7 protein-coding genes are annotated in these 19,468 nt (G+C 60.2%); 3 read left to right on the forward strand and 4 right to left on the reverse strand.

What is annotated here, in order from left to right; translation table 11 throughout:
• The first annotated feature begins 122 nt into the window (after window positions 1-122).
• The 3 genes from NFG58_RS09045 to NFG58_RS09055 all read left to right on the forward strand — a co-directional run bounded on the left by NFG58_RS09045 (window position 123) and on the right by NFG58_RS09055 (window position 16,355).
• A complete protein-coding gene (locus NFG58_RS09045; RefSeq protein WP_348828023.1) occupies window positions 123-10,172 on the forward strand; it encodes a retention module-containing protein in 10,050 nt (3,349 codons plus the stop codon).
• Window positions 10,173-10,807: 635 nt separating this feature from the next.
• Window positions 10,808-15,661, forward strand: a complete 4,854-nt coding sequence (locus NFG58_RS09050; protein ID WP_348828024.1) for a retention module-containing protein — start codon at window positions 10,808-10,810, stop codon at window positions 15,659-15,661.
• A complete protein-coding gene (locus NFG58_RS09055) occupies window positions 15,627-16,355 on the forward strand; it encodes a type I secretion C-terminal target domain-containing protein (RefSeq protein WP_185696450.1) in 729 nt (242 codons plus the stop codon). The genes NFG58_RS09050 and NFG58_RS09055 overlap by 35 nt, the downstream gene beginning before the upstream one ends.
• 222 nt (window positions 16,356-16,577) lie before the next feature.
• Here NFG58_RS09055 and NFG58_RS09060 read toward each other — a convergent pair whose 3' ends face one another.
• The 4 genes from NFG58_RS09060 to queC form a co-directional block, all read right to left on the reverse strand.
• Complete coding sequence (locus NFG58_RS09060) at window positions 16,578-16,883, reverse strand: YkgJ family cysteine cluster protein (RefSeq protein WP_124804677.1); 306 nt, start codon at window positions 16,881-16,883, stop codon at window positions 16,578-16,580.
• Window positions 16,884-16,994: 111 nt separating this feature from the next.
• Entirely contained in the window at window positions 16,995-17,840 is an 846-nt protein-coding gene (locus NFG58_RS09065; protein WP_124804678.1) for a 6-carboxytetrahydropterin synthase, read from the reverse strand.
• Window positions 17,840-18,493 carry a 7-carboxy-7-deazaguanine synthase gene (gene queE / locus NFG58_RS09070; RefSeq protein WP_124804679.1) on the reverse strand — a complete coding sequence of 218 codons (654 nt, stop codon included), beginning with the start codon at window positions 18,491-18,493 and terminating at the stop codon, window positions 17,840-17,842. The genes NFG58_RS09065 and queE overlap by 1 nt, the downstream gene beginning before the upstream one ends.
• Window positions 18,486-19,217 carry a 7-cyano-7-deazaguanine synthase QueC gene (gene queC / locus NFG58_RS09075; RefSeq protein ID WP_124804680.1) on the reverse strand — a complete coding sequence of 244 codons (732 nt, stop codon included), beginning with the start codon at window positions 19,215-19,217 and terminating at the stop codon, window positions 18,486-18,488. Before queC ends, queE begins: the two co-directional genes overlap by 8 nt.
• Window positions 19,218-19,468: the final 251 nt, after the last annotated feature.

Here is a 19,468-nt window from a genome sequence, read left to right on the forward strand (position 1 = left end):
CTTGATCGTAGCGACTATTGGCCATTGGTACAGTGTGTAACGACGTGTAACGTAAGTGGTATTCTTCGTACCAGTTTACTAGCCATTGTCTTACGCCCCGTTACGAAAAACTCGAGGTCCCCGTGCCTGTTACCATCGCTATTGTCAGCTCATTGCAAGGAAACGCCTGGGTCAAACGGCCGAATGGCGACGTCATCGCTCTGGAAGAAGGGGATCGTCTGGAGGTCGGCGATATCGTCATCACGGCGGACGGCACCCTCGTGACGCTGCAGTTTGCGGACGGCAGGCCCGGTGTCACTCTGGTCGATGCGCAGCAGGTTTCGTTGCCCGAGGAGATGGGGCAGGGCGACGCTTCCTCGGTTGAGGTGTTGGATCAGGAGCAGGTCACGGAGCTGTTGCGGCTGCTTGAGTCGGAGGTGCCCGATCTGCTCGAGGCGATAGAGGCGCCTGGCCTGGGGGAAAGTGGCGGTGGCGCGGAAGAGGGCTTCGATTTCGTGCGCCTGTTGCGCATCTCTGAGTCTGTTGATCCCCAGAGTTACTCCTTTGGTGGGGCGGGAGCAGTGGAGTCGCTGGAGCCGGTAGAGGGCGGTGGGACTCCCGTCGCCGACGACGAAGATGCCTCCTTGGCGGAAGGTGGGCCCGATCTTCCGCCGGTCGAAGAGGGTGAGGGCTCCGTTTCGGCCGGAGACAACAGCGTCGTTGAAGGAAGTGGTCAATCTGTCACCGGCAGCGTGACAGTGACGGCTCCTGCCGGTGTGGCGCGTGTTGCTGTCTCGGGCGTCGATGTATCGGGCGCTTCGGCCGCATCGCCGGTCCTGATCGATGGACAGCACGGTACCCTTGCGATCACGGGCTTCGATCCTGATACCGGGACGATCGACTACGTCTATACCGAAGACGGCCAGCCAGCCGACCACTCTGCCGGAGACGACAGCGTATTTGACCGCTTCGAGGTGGTGGTGACCGACAACCGGGGGGCGCAAGCCAGCGACAGCCTCGACATCAATATCCTCGATACCGTGCCGTTGGCTGAAGATGACGCTGCCCGGGTCGGCGAAGATAGCAGTGCGCCGATTTCCGGTGACCTGCTGGATAACGACCTTGCCAGGTCCGATGGACTGAGTTTCGTAGGTTTCGACGACACTTCAGCAAGATATGGCACCTTCACCGATCACGGTGCCGGCACCTGGAGCTACTCCGTCAATACGGTGAATGCCGCGGTGCAGGCCCTTGATGATGGCGAGCATCTGATGGAGACCTTCAGCTACACCGTCAAGGACGCCGATGGCGATATCAGTACTGCGACCTTGACCGTGCTGATCGACGGTAGCACGGATGGTGATCCCAATGTGGTGATCCAGGACAGCGATGGTGACGTCACGGCCGGCGATAACAGCGTAGTGGAGGGCAGTGGTGAGACGGTCTCTGGCGTGATGCTGCTGACAGCCAGCGCAGGAATCGGCACTGCGACCATCGCCGGGTCGGATATTACAAAGGCTACCGCGGACAATCCGGTGGTGATCGACACCGATCAGGGCAAGCTTGAGATCGTCGGCTTTGACAACGGTGCTGTTGATTATCGCTATACCGAGAACTCGCAAGGTGCGGATCACAGCGCCGGCGATGACAGTGTTGTCGATCGCTTCGAGGTAGTGGTCACAGACACTGTCGGTGAAAGCCGTTCTGACAGTCTGGACATCAACATCCTCGATACCGAGCCCGAGGCCGTGGCCGACACCACCAGCACCGCCGAGGACACGGCGGTCAGCTACAACGTGCTGAATAATGATGACGGCACCAGCGACACCCAGGGCGCCGACGGCGCGACCCTGACCGACGTCCGCGTGCAGGGCGGGGCCAGTGTGGGTTCGGTGAGCTTCGCGCCCAATGGCGAGATCACCTTTACCCCGGCGGATGGCTTCGAAGGCAAGGCGGTCATCGACTACACCCTCACCGATGGCGACGGTGACACCGCGTCCTCGACCCTGACCGTGACGGTGGCGGCGGACTCCATGCCGACCATCGACCCGAGCGGCCCGGACGGCGATCCGACGACCGCCGATGGCGCCTATAGCGTGCAGGAAGCGGGGCTGGATGGCGGAACGAATCAGCCTGCCGGCAGTAACGCCGCCAGCAACAGCGAGACCACCGACGGCCAGTTCAAGAGCAGCACCGGCAACGATGACCTGGCGCGCTACGAGGTCCAGAACAGCGACGGCGACTGGGTCCCGATCAATACCGATGGCACCACGGTCACCGGCGATTACGGCAGCCTGACGGTGAACACCGACGGCCGCTGGTCGTACACCCTGACAAGCAGCGCGAGTCAGGACGACAAGGACAAAACGGGTCTGGACGATAGCGTGCCCGAGACCTTCGGCGTGCGGGTGGTGGACAGCGATGGCGATACCTCCGACCCGGCCAATCTCACTATCGCCATCGGTGACGATGGCCCGAGTGCGGTGGCCGACACCACCAGCACCGCCGAGGACTCGGCGGTCAGCTACAACGTGCTCAACAACAGTGATGACACCAGCGATACCCAGGGCGCCGATGGCGCGACCCTGACCGCGGCCAGCGTGCAGGGCGGGGATGGCGTCGGTCGCGTAACCTTCACCAGCGATGGCAACGTCACCTTTACCCCGGCGGCGGGCTTCGAAGGCCAGGCGGTGATCGACTACACCCTCACCGACGGCGACGGTGATACCGCGTTATCGACCCTGACCGTGACGGTGGCGGCGGACTCCACGCCGACCATCGACCCGAGCGGCCCGGACGGCGATCCGACGACCGCCGATGGCGCCTATAGCGTGCAGGAAGCGGGGCTTGATGGTGGTGCAGATCAGTCCCCGGGCAGTAACGCCACCAGCAACAGCGAGACCACCAGCGGCCAGTTCAAGAGCAGCACCGGCAACGATGACCTTGCGCGCTACGAGGTCCAGAACAGCGACGGCGACTGGGTCGAGATCACCGCCGATGGCACCACGGTCACCGGTGATTACGGTAGCCTGACGGTGAACACCGACGGCCGCTGGTCGTACACCCTGACAAGCAGCGCGAGTCAGGACGACAAGGACAAAACGGGTCTGGATGACAGCGTGCCGGAGACCTTCGGTGTGCGGGTAGTGGACAGCGATGGCGATACCTCCGCTGATGGCACCCTGAGCATCACCATCGGTGACGATGGCCCGAGTGCGGTGGCCGACACCACCAGCACCGCCGAAGACACGGCGGTCAGCTACAACGTGCTCAACAACAGTGATGACACCAGCGACACCCAGGGTGCCGATGGTGCCACCCTGACCACCGCCGCTCTGCGCAATCCGAGCCAGGGCAGCGTGAGCTTTACCAGCGATGGCAGCGTCACCTTTACCCCGGCGGCGGGCTTCGAAGGTAAGGCGGTGATCGACTACACCCTCACCGATGGCGACGGTGATACCGCGTCCTCGACCCTGACCGTGACGGTGGCGGCCGACTCCACACCGACCATCGACCCGAGCGGCCCGGACGGTGATCCGACGACCGCCGATGGCGCCTATAGCGTGCAGGAAGCGGGGCTGGACGGCGGAACGAATCAGCCTGCCGGCAGTAACGCCGCCAGCAACAGCGAGACCACCAGCGGCCAGTTCAAGAGCAGCACCGGCAACGATGACCTGGCGCGCTATGAGGTAAAGGACAGCGACGGCAACTGGGTCGAGATCAATGCCGATGGCACCACGGTCGCCGGTGATTACGGCACCCTGACGGTGAACACCGACGGCAACTGGTCGTACACCCTGACAAGCAGCGCGAGTCAGGACGACAAGGACAGAACGGGTCTGGATGACAGCGTGCCCGAGACCTTCGGTGTGCGGGTGGTGGACAGCGATGGCGATACCTCCGCTGATGGCACCCTGAGCATCGCCATCGGTGACGATGGCCCGAGTGCGGTAGCCGACACCACCAGCACCGATAAAGGTACGTCGAAATCCTACAACGTGCTGAAGAATGATGACGGCACCAGCGACACCCCGGGCGCCGATGGCGCGATCCTGACCGAGGCCAGGGTGCAGGGCGGCGATAGCGTCGGTCGCGTAACCTTCACCAGCGACGGTAACGTCACCTTTACCCCGGCGGCGGGCTTCGAAGGCAAGGCGGTCATCGACTACATCCTCACCGACGGCGACGGTGACACCGCGTCCTCGACGCTGACCGTGACGGTGGAGCCCGACACCACGCCAACCACACCGTCGACCGACACCGATCCGACCACCCAGAGCCCCGTGGCGATCGTCGATGAGGATGGTTTGTCCGGTGGCAACAAGGGGGGTACTGGCGATGTGGACGGACAGTTCACTGTCGCCACTGGAGATCTGGGTTACCGCTTTGGTGACGATGGTGCGGCCAGCACCAAGGCTTTCCAATGGAATCTGACGGATCTGCCCGAGCTCTATACAGCAGACGGGCGCAAGGTCGCGTTCTCACTTGTCGACGGTGGACATACCGTGGCCGGCAGCGTAGCCGGCGCCAGCGGCGCCAGCGGCGCCGAGTCAGTCATCACCATAAAGCTGACAGATGAGGCCGCCGGCGATTACCAGGTGACGCTGCATCAGGCGCTCGAGCACGCCGAGCGCGAAGACGAGAATGATGTGTCATTTGACGTCGGCTATACCATCACCGATGGCGATGGTAGCAAGGCGATAGGCAAGTTGACGGTAGTGATCGATGACGATACGCCGGTGGCCTTCGATACCGTCGATGGCGTGTTGTCTTCAGGCACCGTTGGCGATATCAACTTCGCAGATGCAGCGGGAGCCGACGGTATCGGCGCCGTGCAGTTTTCCTCGGCGTTGGATGGCAGCGCTGTGCTGAGCCTGAACGGCGCGACCCTGGTGACCTCAAATGGCGAACGTCTCACCTACCGGCTGAACGATGGAGGAAAGATGCTTGAGGCGACGACGGCCGGTGGCGACGTGGCCTTCGAAATAGCTCTGGCGGCGGATGGCTCCAGCTACGAGGTGAATGTCCTTGATGATGCCATCATGACGCTGGCGGACTCAGGCCAGGCTATCAGTGATGGCAGAACAGAAGTCTTTTATGAAGGGCACAATACCTCTACTCAAGGCCATCGGTTTGTGGCGTTTGACGGTAGCGATGGCGGCCCCGATGTGGTGGTGTCCGCCTGGTCTTTCAATTTTCCGGGCGAGTCCTGGTTGAGAACGGATGGCGGCACCCAATTGGCACCAGGCGGTGACGACAGGACCACGTACAACGAAGTGGCACGTTTCGACTTCGTCGATAATCTGAGCTTTTCCGACGAGGAGCCCAATTGGGAGCAACACCGGGGCGTTACTCGTTTTGAACAGGTAGTCGACCTCGCCAACCTGGATGGGCGGACAACACCCGCATCGTTCAAGGTAACCGCCATTGCCTTGGCCCCTGACGGTGACAACACCAGCGGTCATCCGCACGAGGTCAGCGGCGATGCGCTTGCCCTGGATGTTGATGAGCTCCGTTTTCTGGATGGCTCAGGAAACGACATTACCGCGTCCGTGACGATCGTGGAGAATTCTGATGGAACTCTTTCGGTGTCTGGGGTTCCCGATGGCGCTCGACTCGTCCTCGAGACCGAGAGTGCGTTCGAGGCGATCGAAATCCGCGCCACGAATACCAATACGCGAGTCGGTTTTACCCTGGGGGATTTCGAGTACACCTGGCTGAACGGGACCTTCGATGCTGACGACGCATTGTCCCTGGCGCTGCAGGGAACCGACGGGGATGGTGACACCGCCGAGGGGACTCTGGAGCTTACGCTGCCGGGCAGGGCTCAGTTGGCCGGACTCGACCCTTTCGCTTCCGAACTGGTCGTCAGCGAGGCCAACCTGGCCGATGGTAGTCAGCGCAATAGCAGCGAACTGACACGCGCCGGCAGCTTCGATGTCGATACGCCGGATGGACTCGAGACGCTGAGCATCGGAGGTCGAAGCCTGACGCTTGCCGACCTGCAAGCCTTGTCCGGCGATCCCGTCGCCCTGGATACCCCGTACGGCACTCTGACCTTGACGGGATACAGCGGTGATGCGAGCGGAGGTACGCTCAGCTACGAGTATCTGCTGGAGCGTAAGGTCGACAACGACAGTCAGAGCGGGGCCACGGATACGGAATTCGCGGATACCTTCGCTGTTGAGGTGGTTGATGTCCGGGGCAATACGGCGTCTGGCGAACTGGATGTCGCCATCATCGATGATACTCCCTCTGATTTTGTGGCAGACACCGGGCTCCTGGTGACGGGCTCCAGCGGCCATATCAACTTCGAAGAGGCCGGCGCAGACGGTCTTCGCGATATCGGCTTCGACGCCTCGCTCGATGGACAGCGAGTGTTTGATCAGGATGGTAACGCGCTTTTCCTGGTGACTCGGCCGCTACTCTGGAAGTTGAGTGCCGACGGCTTGACCCTTCAAGCGGTCGCTGGCGACACAGTGGCCTTTGAGGTGGGCCTGGCAGGAGACGGCTCACAGTACGATGTGACCAGCTTCGAGCGTATCAACGCTGGCCAGGTACAATCTGGTTTCGTTCAACGGGATGCCAAGACCTTCGGGGGAGGAAATAGCGCTCGTACCTTTACCAACTCCGCTGATGACGAAGCCCCGGTCGTGTTGTTTACCGGCTATAACACCAATGCCAACAGTGCGATTGGTGCGAATTTCAACAGTGCCAGTAGTGCGGATCGGCTCTTTGTTGGCGGGTTCAACGGCAATGATGCGGGAACGCAGAAGACCGGTGCCAACGAGGTGATGCGCTTCGATTTTGTCGATTCAGCCACCTATGGCGGCCAAGGCCTATCCTGGGGGGAGCATCAAGAGGTCGTTCGCTTCAGCTACGGTATCAACCCCGGCGCGGCCGGCGGTCCTTCCAGTCAGGCAACCTCTACCCATATCTTGCAGGCTATCGTCTATGACGGTGATGGGGGCGGTTCAGGGATACCCTTCGAGCAGCAAGGCAGGGTGCTTGCGCTTTCGCCAGACGATGTGAGATTGCCGTCGGGTGGCAACGTGACGGTGCTGGCTGACGGTAGTCTGAGGATCAGTGGCGTCCCCAGTGGCGGATACGTGCATCTAAACACCGATGAGCCGTTCGAGGCCATCAACTTGTATGGCGTCAGTAATGCCAGTGCCTTCTATCTGACGCGCACGTCGAACTCGGCCTTGACCGAGGCCGGCAGCATCGACATCGCCCTGAGTGCGACCGACAACGACGGGGATGCCGCCAGCGGTACCTTGACGCTGGAAAACAGGGAGGCAGCGATCCCGTCAACGCCGGAAAGCGATGGCGATCCGAGCACCCTGAACCCGACGGCCACCCTCGACGAGGATGGCCTGGCCGGTGGCAACGCTGGCGGCAGCGGCGATGTGGCGGGTGAGGACACGGTCACGAGCGGAACACTGGGCTACAGCTTTGGCAACGATGGCGCTGCGGCGAGCGGGGCCTTTACCTGGAACGTCGCGAGCCTGCCGGGCGATCTGAAGACGGCAGATGGTCGAGCGGTAAGTTTCCAGTTGAGCAGCGATGGCCACACCCTGACCGGCACGGCGAGCGATGGCAGTGGCGGCAGCGAAGACGTGGTCACCATCGCCTTGACCGATCAGAGCAGTGGAGCCTATCAGGTGACGCTGCACCAGGCGCTCGCTCATGCAGCCGGCAACGACGAAAACGATCTGCTGTTCGATGCCACCTATACCATCGTCGACGCCGATGGCAGCCAGGCCGATGGTGCCCTGTCAGTGGTCATCGATGACGATGCCCCGGTGGCGACGAGCGACACCAACGCCATCATCGAGAACATGGCGCCGGTCTCCGGCAACGTGATCGGTGGTCCGGGGGCGTCCAGTGGTGATCAGGCCGACGCCCCCGGTGCTGATGGGGCCAGCGTCACCGCCGTCAGCCAGGGTTCTACCACGGTGTCCTCGTTGAATGCCGACGGCAAGCTGGTGATCAAGGGGCAGTACGGCACCCTGACCCTCGACACCCAGGGCGGCTATAGCTACGCGCTTGATAGTGACAATGCCGAGGTCGCGGCGCTCGACAAGGGCCAGACCGTCGATGAGAGCTTTACCTATACGCTGACCGATGGGGACGGCGATGCCAGTGACGCCAGCCTGACCATTACCGTGACCGCCACCGACAACGACGCCCTGGTGGTTGGAACCAACAGCGACGATACCGTCCAGGGTGGTGGTGGCAATGACGTCCTGATCGGCGACACCGGCGGCAAGTACACCGTGGTGGAGCCGGCGCAGAACTATAACTTGTCCTTTATCCTGGATACGTCGGGCAGCATGGCGTTTAAGCTTGGCGATACCGGCAAGACGCGGCTTGAGGTCGCGGTAGAGGCGCTCAAGGCCAAGCTTGATGAGCTCGCGACGTTTGAGGGCATCATTAATGTACAACTTGTCGGTTTTGCCCAGGCCGCGAAGTCGGAACCGTTCTTGAACTTGTCACAGGACAATGTCCAGGATGCCAAGGACTTTCTGGATTCTTTAGAGGCGAAAGATGGCACCAACTACCAAGAAGCCTTTAACGTCGCCAGCGACTGGATGACGGAAACCAGCTCCAATGGCTACAACAATGTGGCTTACTTCCTGAGTGACGGTAGCCCGACACTTCATAACACCACTGCGGGCACTGGTGTGACCGCTTCGCCCAACGATTCCACTGCGCTGGACGTCTCGCAGGCTGTCAAGGCGTACGAGACACTTGCCCAGATTAGTCAAGTGGAAGCCATTGGTATCGGCAACGATGTCAATCGCGAGATACTCAAGGTGGTTGATAACACCGCTGACGGTGGCTTGACAATGGTGCCGTTACCCTATGCGTCAGGTGAGACGCAATCGGTCGATTATCCAGCAACCTTCGATGCCGGTGACACGGGCAGCCTGGGACAACTGGAGAACTGGCACCAGACAGGTGGCAGCGGGTCGGTCAGCGTCGTGAGAAATGGCAGCAGGACGTATCTACGTATCGCTGACAGCGGCACCAATGATGGAGCTACCACGGTGGTCAGCGACAGCATCACAATGTCTGAGCCGGTTAACGCCAACGACTTCTACAGTCTTGCCTTTACTTACCAGACAAGTGACAGAGAAAGTTCCAACGGAATTGTTCGGGACCACTTTGTCTGGCGAGTGGAAAAGCTGAACGATGATGGCACCTGGGAAGTCGTGTCAAACAATTTCGAGAATGCGGTAGGTACCACCACCACTACCCAGATCATGGCCAATAGTCTGAAAGGGGGGACGTACCGGCTCGCTTTCGATGTGGATAACGGTACCGGTTCGTCCGACTTCGTATTAGCGGTGGGAGGCGTTTCACGCAGTCTCTATCGCTACACCGACGACGAACTGGTGCCAGCCGGTGAAGATCTTATCGTCAATTCCGCCGAGGAGTTCGAGACCGCACTCGATGGTGGCTCGTCTTCCGATGTGCCGCAGGAGGTGGGCAACGACCATCTGATCGGGGGTGCGGGGGACGATATCCTGTTCGGCGATCAGATCGAACCCGCAGGCGTCGGTGGTGAGGCCGGTAGTGGCTACGACGGTCTGGTCGACTATCTGACTGGCCAGAACGGTGCGGAGCCGACCCAGGAAGAGACGCTCGACTTCATCAAGGCCAACTACGACAAGTTGATCGATAAGACCCGTGCCGATGGCGGCCAGGACCTTCTGGAAGGCGGGCAGGGCGACGATCAATTGTTTGCCAGCGCCAACGATGACATCTTGATCGGCGGCGCCGGTGACGACTTCCTGCTGGGTGGACTGGGGTCCGACACCTTCAAATGGAATCTGGGAGACGCCGGCAGTGCCACCGACCCGGCCCTCGACGTGGTCAGTGATTTCCACGTCGAGGACCAGACTCTGAGCATGGATCCGAATGCCGACAAGCTGTCCCTGGGGGATCTGCTCAACGACTTTGACTCCTCGAGCACTGACCCTGACCAGTCGGCGTTGGATAGTTTTGTCTTCGCCCAAGAGGAAGGCGGTGGCACCGTGCTCTACATCAAGAGCGATGGCGGGCTCGATGATCAGCACAGCAACGCCGATCAGAAGATCACCCTGAGCGGTGTCAGCATGGGCGGTCAGTCGTCGGAGGCCTTCCTGACGATGCTGCGTAATTACGGGCAGCTCGACGTGGAGTAGGCCTGGGTCGTCATGACCAGAGTTGCCATAAGAGAGAGCCGGGCCACCTTTGGGTGGCCCGGCATTTTCTTGTTCTTGGATTGCAAACAGGATGTTAAAAGGCAACGTTTATTTCTGCTCGATTCCTTAGGGCTTGTCTGAAAAGTGCCTGCGCTCGGTAATACGGCGTTAAAAATCGGATCAAAATGCTCATTTACACCCCGTAAACTGCGCTTTCTCACCAATTTTTGCCTTGTCTAACCTTCGCTCGTCGACTTTTCGGACAGCGCCTAGTTCTTTGCCCCTTTTCCTTTCGCCTTTAATTGCCTATTCAAGATTCGCCTTTCCTGTATTTTCTCAAGCCGTCGGTCACTTGCAACGGAGTATCTAGCGACACGCTGTTCTAGATCGGGCACAACAGAAAGAAATGTCCTACAAAATCTGCAATAACAAGCATATCCGTTTACGGCGGAGAGTAAAAAAATACCGTAACTGCAAAGAAAAAAGGAAAAATCAGGGCGAAACATTTCAAGATCTGATGTCCTATTGTCCATTGGTACACTGTGTAACCTCCTGTTACACGGATAGCATGATTCGTATTAGTTTGTGGTTATATTCTTACTTTTATATACGAATATTGCGAGGTCCATGTGCCTGTGACAAACGTCGTCGTCACTTCTCTGCAAGGTAAGGCCTGGGCTAAACGCCCGGATGGTGAAGTTATCGCTCTGGAAGAAGGAGATAGCCTGAACGCCGGCGATATCATTGTCACTGCCGAGGGTTCGCGTGTGGCTCTTCAGTTCGATGATGGTAGACCCGCGGCCCTCCTCGTAGGAGCCCAACAGGTTTCGTTGCCCGAAGAGCAGGGACAGGGCGATGCAAGCTCCGTCGACTTTTTGGGCCGGGAGGATGTTTCGAAACTGTTGGAATTGATCGCTGAGGGTTCCACCGACATTCTCGAAGCGCTCGAGGAGCCCAGTGCGGGTGGTGGGGAGGGGGCAAGCCATGATGGGTTTGACTTTGTACGTTTGATGAGAATTACCGAAACCTCTGGCTCACAGTCCTATTCCTTCGGTGATCCTTTCATTGTCGAATCGGCTGGGCACGGGGAGGTGGGTGGTATAGCTGATGACATGGATGATAGCGATGCCGATTCGGGCGCTCCGTCAATAGAGTTTGAAGACGGTGATGGAGGGGCAACTGCCGGGTTCCACAGTGCCGTCGAGGGCAGTCAGGCGTTTCTGGCCGGCCGTTTTACTGTGTCGGCGCCGGCTGGAGTCGCATCGATCAGTGTTGGTAGGCGAGACATCGCAGGTGCTTCCGACGAGAGTCCACTGGTGCTTGAAGGGGAGCACGGTACGTTAATCATTACCGGTTTTAATCCGGAAAGCGGAATCGTTACCTACCAGTACACCGAGAATGGACTGGCTGCCAACCACGCGGCTGGTGACGGTAGCGTGTTTGATCGTTTTGACATCGTGGTGACCGATTCTACCGGTGAAACTGTCAGCGAGAGTCTGGACATCAATATCATCGATACCGCCCCCGACGCCAACGATGACAGCGCGGCACTGGGTGAAGAGGCGGTGACGGCCATCAGCGGTAATGTGCTCGACAATGACAGCGCCGGCGCCGACAGCATGACCTTTGATGGTTTCACCGGCAACGCCTCCGCCAGCTATGGCAGCTTCATCCACAATGACGACGGTAGCTGGAGCTACCGCGTGGATCCTGACAACGCCGACGTTCAAGCGTTGAAGGACAACCAGACGCTGAAAGAAGCCTTCAGCTACACCCTCACCGATGCCGACGGTGATACCAGCAGCGCGACGCTGACGATCACCATCAACGGCAGCGACGACGACGTGCCGACGATCGAGATTCCCGACGGCAATGAGCCAGAGGGCAACGAGCCAGACGGCAACGAGTCAGACGGCAGTGATCCGAGCGGTCCCGAGGTGGTGGCCGGCGATCACAGCGTGGTGGAAGGTAGCGGAGCCACGGTCACTGGCAGCATGACGGTGGCGGCGGATGCCGGCATCAAGCAGGTGACCCTGGCCGACCAGAGTGGCAAGACCGTCGATATCACTGGGGCGAGCACTGGTCCGGGGGCACCCAAGAGCGTTGTGGTGGAAGGCAAGCACGGCAGCGTCACGGTGACCGATTACGATGCGGCCAGCGGCAAGATCACCTACTCCTACACCGAGAGTGGCGAGAGGGCAGATCACAGCGGTGACGCCACGGTGTTGGACAGCTTTGCGCTGACGGTGACCGACAACGAGGGCGATAGCACGAGCGCCAACCTGGAGATCAACATCCTCGATACCTCGCCAGAGGCGGTCGCCGACACCACCGAGACGGCGGAAGACACGGCGAAAACCTACAACGTGTTGACCAATAATGACGGCACAAGCGACACCCAAGGCGACGATGGCGCAATCCTGACCAAGGCCTCGGTCCGGGGTGGGGAAGGCGTCGGTACGGTGGCCATCGCGTCCAACGGTGAGATCACCTTTACTCCGGCAGGGGCCTTCGAAGGCGACGCCGTGATCGACTACACCATCACCGATGGTGACGGAGACAAGTCGTCTTCGACATTGACGGTGAAGGTGGCGCAAGACTCCACCCCCAGCGTTCCCGGAGATGGCGACAACCCGACTACCCAGAGCCCGAAGGCGACCGTCGACGAAGACGGACTGGCTGGTGGCAACGCCGGAGGTACCGGCGATGTGGCAGGAGAGGCCTCCGTCGTGAAAGGCGAGCTGGGCTACCGCTTTGGCGACGATGGCGCCGCCGATAGCAACGCCTTCCAGTGGAACCTGGCTGGTCTGCCCGACGACCTCAAGACAGCGGACGGTCGTGAGGTGAGCTTTGAGCTCAGCCCTGATGGGCACACGCTCACCGGGACGGTGACCGATAGCAACTCCGAAAAAGAACCGGTGATCACCATCGCCATGGCCGATCAGGCCGAGGGCAAGTACAAGGTGACGTTGCACCAGGCGCTTGAGCATGCGGCGGGCGATGACGAGAACGACCTGACGTTTGACATCGGCTACACCGTGACCGATGCCGATGGCAGCGAGGTCCAGGGCACGCTGTCGGTGCTGATTGACGATGATACGCCTGTTGTCTGGGAGGCGGAGCAAGCGCAGTTAAAATCTGGCCAGACGGGTGAGGTTCGCTTCGAGGCGGGTGCCGATGACATTGGTAAAGTGACATTCAGCGACGTAATGAACGGTACCGAGGTCACGAGTGTCAATGGCGGGACGCTGCTCACGTCGAACGGCGAGGTTCTGACTTACCAATTGAGTGGCGACGGCAAGACGTTGGAGGCGAAGACCGCGAGTGGCGGCGTGGCCTTCAAGGCGAGCCTGTCGGCGGATGGCTCTACCTACGAGGTAGAGGTCATCGATGAGGGGATCAGGGCATTTGATGATGCCAGCAAGGAAATCAGTGAAGGCAGCAAGCACGTTGTGCGTGAGTTTGGCACCGATGGGTCCGGCTCGGGCCATCGTTTCATCGCCTTTGAGGGTGCCGATGGAGCAGCCGATGTCGTGGCGTCCGCCTGGACCTATAAAGGCCCCTGGGCGTCCTGGTTGCGAACTGATGGGGATACACAACTAGCCGCGGGTCACGACAATCTGACGGGACTCGACGAAGCTGTACGCCTCGATTTCGTTGATAACCTGCGTTTTTCTGACACCGCACCAAGCTGGGATAACCATCGAGGCATTACGCACTTCCGTCAGTTTATCAATGCGGAAAACGGGACGTTGACGGATGTCGGGATCAAAGCGATTGCCGCGGCTCCAGATGGTACCGATACCAGTGGCCATCCGGTTGCCGTCAGCGGCCACGTGCTGGAACTTGCGAAAAGTGATGTTCGCTTGGTGAATGGTGCCGGCAAGGATATCACCTCGTTGGTGACGATTGAGGAAAACGCCGATGGCACCCTCAATGTGAGAAACATTCCCGCCGATGCCCAGCTGGTGCTTACAACCGGCGAGGCCTTTGAAGCGATCGAGTTTCGTGGCTTGGACGGCACAAGGCCATTTTCGGTCGGCGACTTTGCCTATTCCGAGGCGGAGAAAGATCCGGCGCTGTCCTTGTCACTGGCCGGAACAGATGGTGACGGCGACACTGTCGATGGCACCCTGACCCTGGCACTGCCGGATGATGACCAGCTACTCGTCGGAGGCGGTGGCGATGACAGCATCACCGGTGGGAGTGGTGATGATGTGGTTCTCGGTGATGCTGGCGGGAAGCATGCCGTGCTTGAACCTGCCAAGGACTATAACCTTTCCTTTATCGTGGATGTTTCGCCAAGCATGGGCGCCGTGTTGGAAAACGGCAATTCACGCTTCAAGGTGGCGATCGAGGCGATACGTGCCAAGCTTACCGAGCTGGCCGATTTCGAGGGGACAATCCATGTCCAGATCGTGGCGTTCGGCGGGAAGTATTCGCCTTCGATCGCATTCAATGATTTCTCACCTGAAGATCTGGGTGACGTCAATGACTTTCTGGATAGTAGAGCGATTATTTCTGGAACCAATTTCGAGCAAGCCTTTGTTACCGCTACTGAGTGGATGACGGATGTTAGTCGGAGCGGTTTCAATAACGTTGCCTACTTCATGACGGATGGTCAGCCTAATTCTCACAATGACAACGGTCAAGTTGGTGTCAGTGATGCGGGGAATATTACCACCTATAAGGATGTTACCAATGCGCTTGAAGGATACAAACCGCTGGCCGCCATCAGTCGGGTGGAAGCGATCGGGATAGGTGATGATGTAGGTCGCGATTTTCTGAAGATTTTCGACAACACGGCAGATGGTGAGTTGGAGATGGTGCCGATTCCTCTGGAATCCGGGGCTTCGGTAGGCAGTACCGAAATGCTTGCCACTTTTGACACGGGGGACACGGGAAGACTCGCTTCCATCGATAATTGGGCGGTGGAGACAACCAATGGCCACATAGCCATTGATAGAACCCCGGTCGGCACCTATCTGCGCGTTCGAGACAGTGGTGCTGGCGATGGCAGTACTGTCGCCACCAGCGATGCTATCGTCCTGGATGAGCCTGCTGGTGCCAACCAGTTCTATACCTTGTCATTTGACTACGTGACCGACACCCCAAACGACTTCGAAAAGGAAGGGAATCCAAGCGACAGATTCTCTTGGTCGCTGGAAATGCAAAATGAGGAAGGCGACTGGGATGTTGTTGCCACCTCGCTGCCAATATCGCCGTCGGGCAGTATCAATAGTAGCTCGACTCAGTTTATGGCAAATGGGTTGAAAGGAGGAACATACAGGCTGCAGTTCGAAGTAGAAAACGCTGCTGGGAACTTCTTCTCACTGCTTATTCATGACATCTCACTCGATCTTTACAGCTACACGGACGACCAGCTTGTACCGGCTGGTGAGGTGGCCATCGTCAATTCTGCCGAGGAGTTTGCAACGGCGCTGGAGGGGGGGGGTGTCATTCGATCAGCCAGCGGACCTTGGCGGTGACACCCTGGACGGTGGCGCGGGTGATGACGTGCTGTTCGGTGATCAGATCGACCCTGCGGGTGTCGGTGGTGAGGCGGGTAGTGGCTACGCCGGGCTCGTCGATTACTTGACCACTCAGAACAGCGGGACAGAGCCGACCCAGAAAGAGATATTGGCCTTTATCAAGGACAACTATGAAGCCCTGTCGGGTGACAGCCGTAACGACGGTGGTCAGGATCGCATCGATGGTGGAAAAGGCAACGATCAGCTCTTCGCGGGCAGCGGGGACGACGTGCTGATTGGCGGTGCTGGCGATGATCTTCTGCTTGGTGGGCTCGGTTCCGACACCTTCCAGTGGAGTCTGGGTGATGTCGGTAGTACGACGGACCCCGCCCACGATACGGTCAGTGATTTCCACGTCAAGGATGCGGCTCTGAGCATGGACCCAGAGGCCGATAAGCTGGCATTGGGGGATCTGCTCAACGACTTTGACTCCACGAGTACTGATCCCGATCAGTCGGCGCTGGACAGCTTTATCTTTGCCCAGGAGGAGAACGGAGACACCGTGCTCTACATCAAGAGCGATGGCGGGCTCGACGTCCAGCACAGCAACGCCGACCAGAAGATTACCCTGGACGGTGTCAGCATGGAGGGTCAGTCGTCGGAGGTCTTCCTGACGATGCTGCGCAATAACGGGCAGCTCGACGTGGAATAGTTTAGTGCCGTCACCACCTGGGTTGGGGTTTATACAGCCCGGAGTGTCATAAAGAGTGCCGGGCCACCTTTGGGTGGCGCGGCCTTTTCTTGTTGGTGGATCACTGATGAGGAGGCAGTGGAGAGGGCGTCAGTAGGGAGCGCGGAAATGAGGGTTGCCTGAACATAGACAACCGGTGCAGAAGACGCTGAGCGACGGCTACTCGGCGCAAGTAAGCCCGACTCAGGTCAGGCGTTCGAGTTCGTCAATATTGGCCAGCGCCTGGTCTCGATGGCTGCCACAGATATCGGCATCGTAGTCGAAGCGCTCGCACACCGCCGGACGCTCGGGTCGGCCGAACAGGCGGCACAGGTTGTCGTCGTCGAGCTGCACGCAGCGGATGCCGGCGGGCTTGCCCGCCGGCATGCCGGGAATCGGGGAGCTGATCGACGGCGCAATGCAGCAGGCGCCGCAGCCGGGGCGGCAGCCCTGTTCGCCGGTCGCTGTGCGGGTCTCTTGCGGCGAGGAGGAGGTGATCAGTTCGCTCATGACGTTGGTTGGCTCATGGCATTCTTCAAATGCGCTTGGTTGTCTCGGTGGTCGGTCTCTCTTGCGGATCTCGAGATGCTATCGAGAAGTTATCGAGAAGTTATCGAGACGTTATCGAGATCGTTCGCCGGGGCTTCTTGCCGTGGCGCCCTTGTCGACGCCTTCATAGGCGCGCACCGCGGTGTCCTCTCCGGTGTCTCGGGCGACGGTCGCCGCCAGCCACTGGGCGATGCGTTCCACCGTGGTGGCGCCGGGCAGGACATGACAGCGCTCGCGGGGCAGGCGCAGGTGAAACAGGCCCTGGGGCGAGCGGTAGCCGCACTGCAGCATGTCGCCCTGGTGCTGTTCCAGGTCGTGTTCGTCCACCAGGTAGGTATCGTCGAGCCAGCGGGCGTAGCGGCGCTCGAGCTCCGGCTGTCGCACGCCGCGCTGAACGATTTCCAGCCGCGAGCGGTGGCCGTGGGCGATACGCTGGCAGTTGCCGGCGTGGCGGCGAAGGCCGTGGCTGTATGTGTAGGCGGCGCCATCGATGGACTCATCGGCGAGGCTGAGTTCGATGCTGGATACCCGCTCGGGCGGTTGGCGCATCAACTGGCGTGACAGGTGCTCGGCCATGGCCTCGGGGGTGATTCTGCGCCAGGGTAGCAGGGTAAAGGCCTGGCGGGGCCCGCGCACCTCCATCGCGTATGGCGTCGTGGTGCGTACGCAGATACCTTCGCGACATTCGCTGACGCTGACGCCAGGGGCTTCGGTAGGCACCAGCAGGGTGTGATCGGCGCCGCCGTCGAGACGTGCTTTGATCCAGGGTTTGACCTCGCCGAAGTCGAACAGCATGCCGTCTTCACCGAGCTCTCCATCGAGTTCGACGTCGACCAGCCAGCTTGCGCCGATCAGTCCACGATCGGGACACCAAAGCGACACGTCGAGATGTGTCAGTCGTCGTACAAAGAGTGCCATCAGTCGATTCCCGCGATCTTGTGGGTCTGCAGCGACAGCCGCCAGCGTGGATGCGCCATGCAGTGCTCTACCGTGGCACAGAGTGGCTCCTTGCGAGCGTCGCTGGCCATCAGCCCGGAGGTGTCCATCGGCTGCAGCAGAAAATGGTCGAAGTCGAGCCCCTCGAAACGTTCCGGCGGGGCGTCGGTCTGGGGATGGACGAGCTTCAGCTCGTCACCGCGGGTCTGCACCAGCGGCGCATTGCCCTTGGGGCTGACACATAGCCAGTCGATACCGTCCGGCGCGGCCAGAGTACCGTTGGTCTCCACGCCAATCTCGAAGCCGGCAGCGTGCACCGCGTCGATCAAGGCGGCATCCAGCTGCAGCAGGGGCTCGCCACCGGTGAACACGACGTAGGGCGTGACACCCTCGTGGGGGTGTGGCCACAAGCGGGTGATGTGCTCGGCCAGGGCGTCGGCGGTGGCAAAGCGTCCGCCGTTCTGACCATCGGTGCCGACGAAGTCGGTGTCGCAGAAGCGACACTGGGCGCTGGCGCGGTCCTGCTCGCGACCCGACCAGAGATTGCAGCCGGCAAAGCGACAGAAGACGCTGGCGCGGCCGGCCTGTACGCCTTCTCCCTGAAGGGTATAGAAGGCTTCCTTGACGCTATACATCCTGGTGCGCTCCGCTCTGGTCTGCCTGTGCAATCGCCGGCTCCTGCCGGGTATTGGCGGCGTAGGCCAACGGATCTTCGACACCCTGGTCGGCGAAGGCGGCGAGCCGCTCCAGACAGCTGCCGCAGCGGCCACAGGCCAGGCGCCGGCCCTCGTAACAGGTCCAGGTGTCGCGGTAGTTCAGTCCCATGGACAGTCCGTCGGCCAGAATCTCGCTCTTGCTGGACCGTAGATAGGGTGCGTGGATCTCTACCGGCGAGAAATTGGCGATGGCGGCCACCGCATTCATCTGCTCGACAAACTCGGGACGACAATCCGGATAGAGCACGTGGTCACCGCCGTGGGCGCCGTAGTCGACGCGACTGGCGCCGATATTCACCGCCTTGGCGATGGCCAGCGACAGCAGCACCATGTTGCGATTGGGGACCACGGTGGCGGCGAGGTTGTCTTCGGCGTAGTCACCGCCAGGGATCTTGCGATTGGCGTCGGTCAGCGCAGAGTTGTCGATCAGGCCATGAATGGCGGTGATGTCGACGACCTGATGAGGGATCTTCAACTCCTGACAGACATGGCGGGCCACCTCGAGTTCGCGGGCGTGGCGCTGGCCATAGTCGAATGACAGGGCGTGAACTTCGAGGCCTTCGTGCAAGGCGCGATGAAGTACGGTGAAAGAGTCCATGCCACCGGAGTAGATCACCACGGTGGAGCGGGAAGTCGTGCTCATGAAGGGGGTCTCGATTCGGAGAATTTGGGGTGGCGACAAGAATCGCCAGCGGCCGGGGTCCGGTCCGGCGCGACAAGGGTAACGAAAGCCGGACGGCAACACCAGTGCGGCGTTGATGCCGGCGACTTGCTCCTTGTCAACGTCCGTTGCTCGCGGTTGTGGCAGGCTGCGCGGTTTACTGCTGTCTGCCCGGTTTAATCCCGAACCATGCCCGGCACAAGCCCGGACCAAGCCCGGCCCACGAGAGAGAC

This window comes from Halomonas sp. RT37 (assembly GCF_040070525.1).
Classification (GTDB): domain Bacteria; phylum Pseudomonadota; class Gammaproteobacteria; order Pseudomonadales; family Halomonadaceae; genus Halomonas; species Halomonas litopenaei.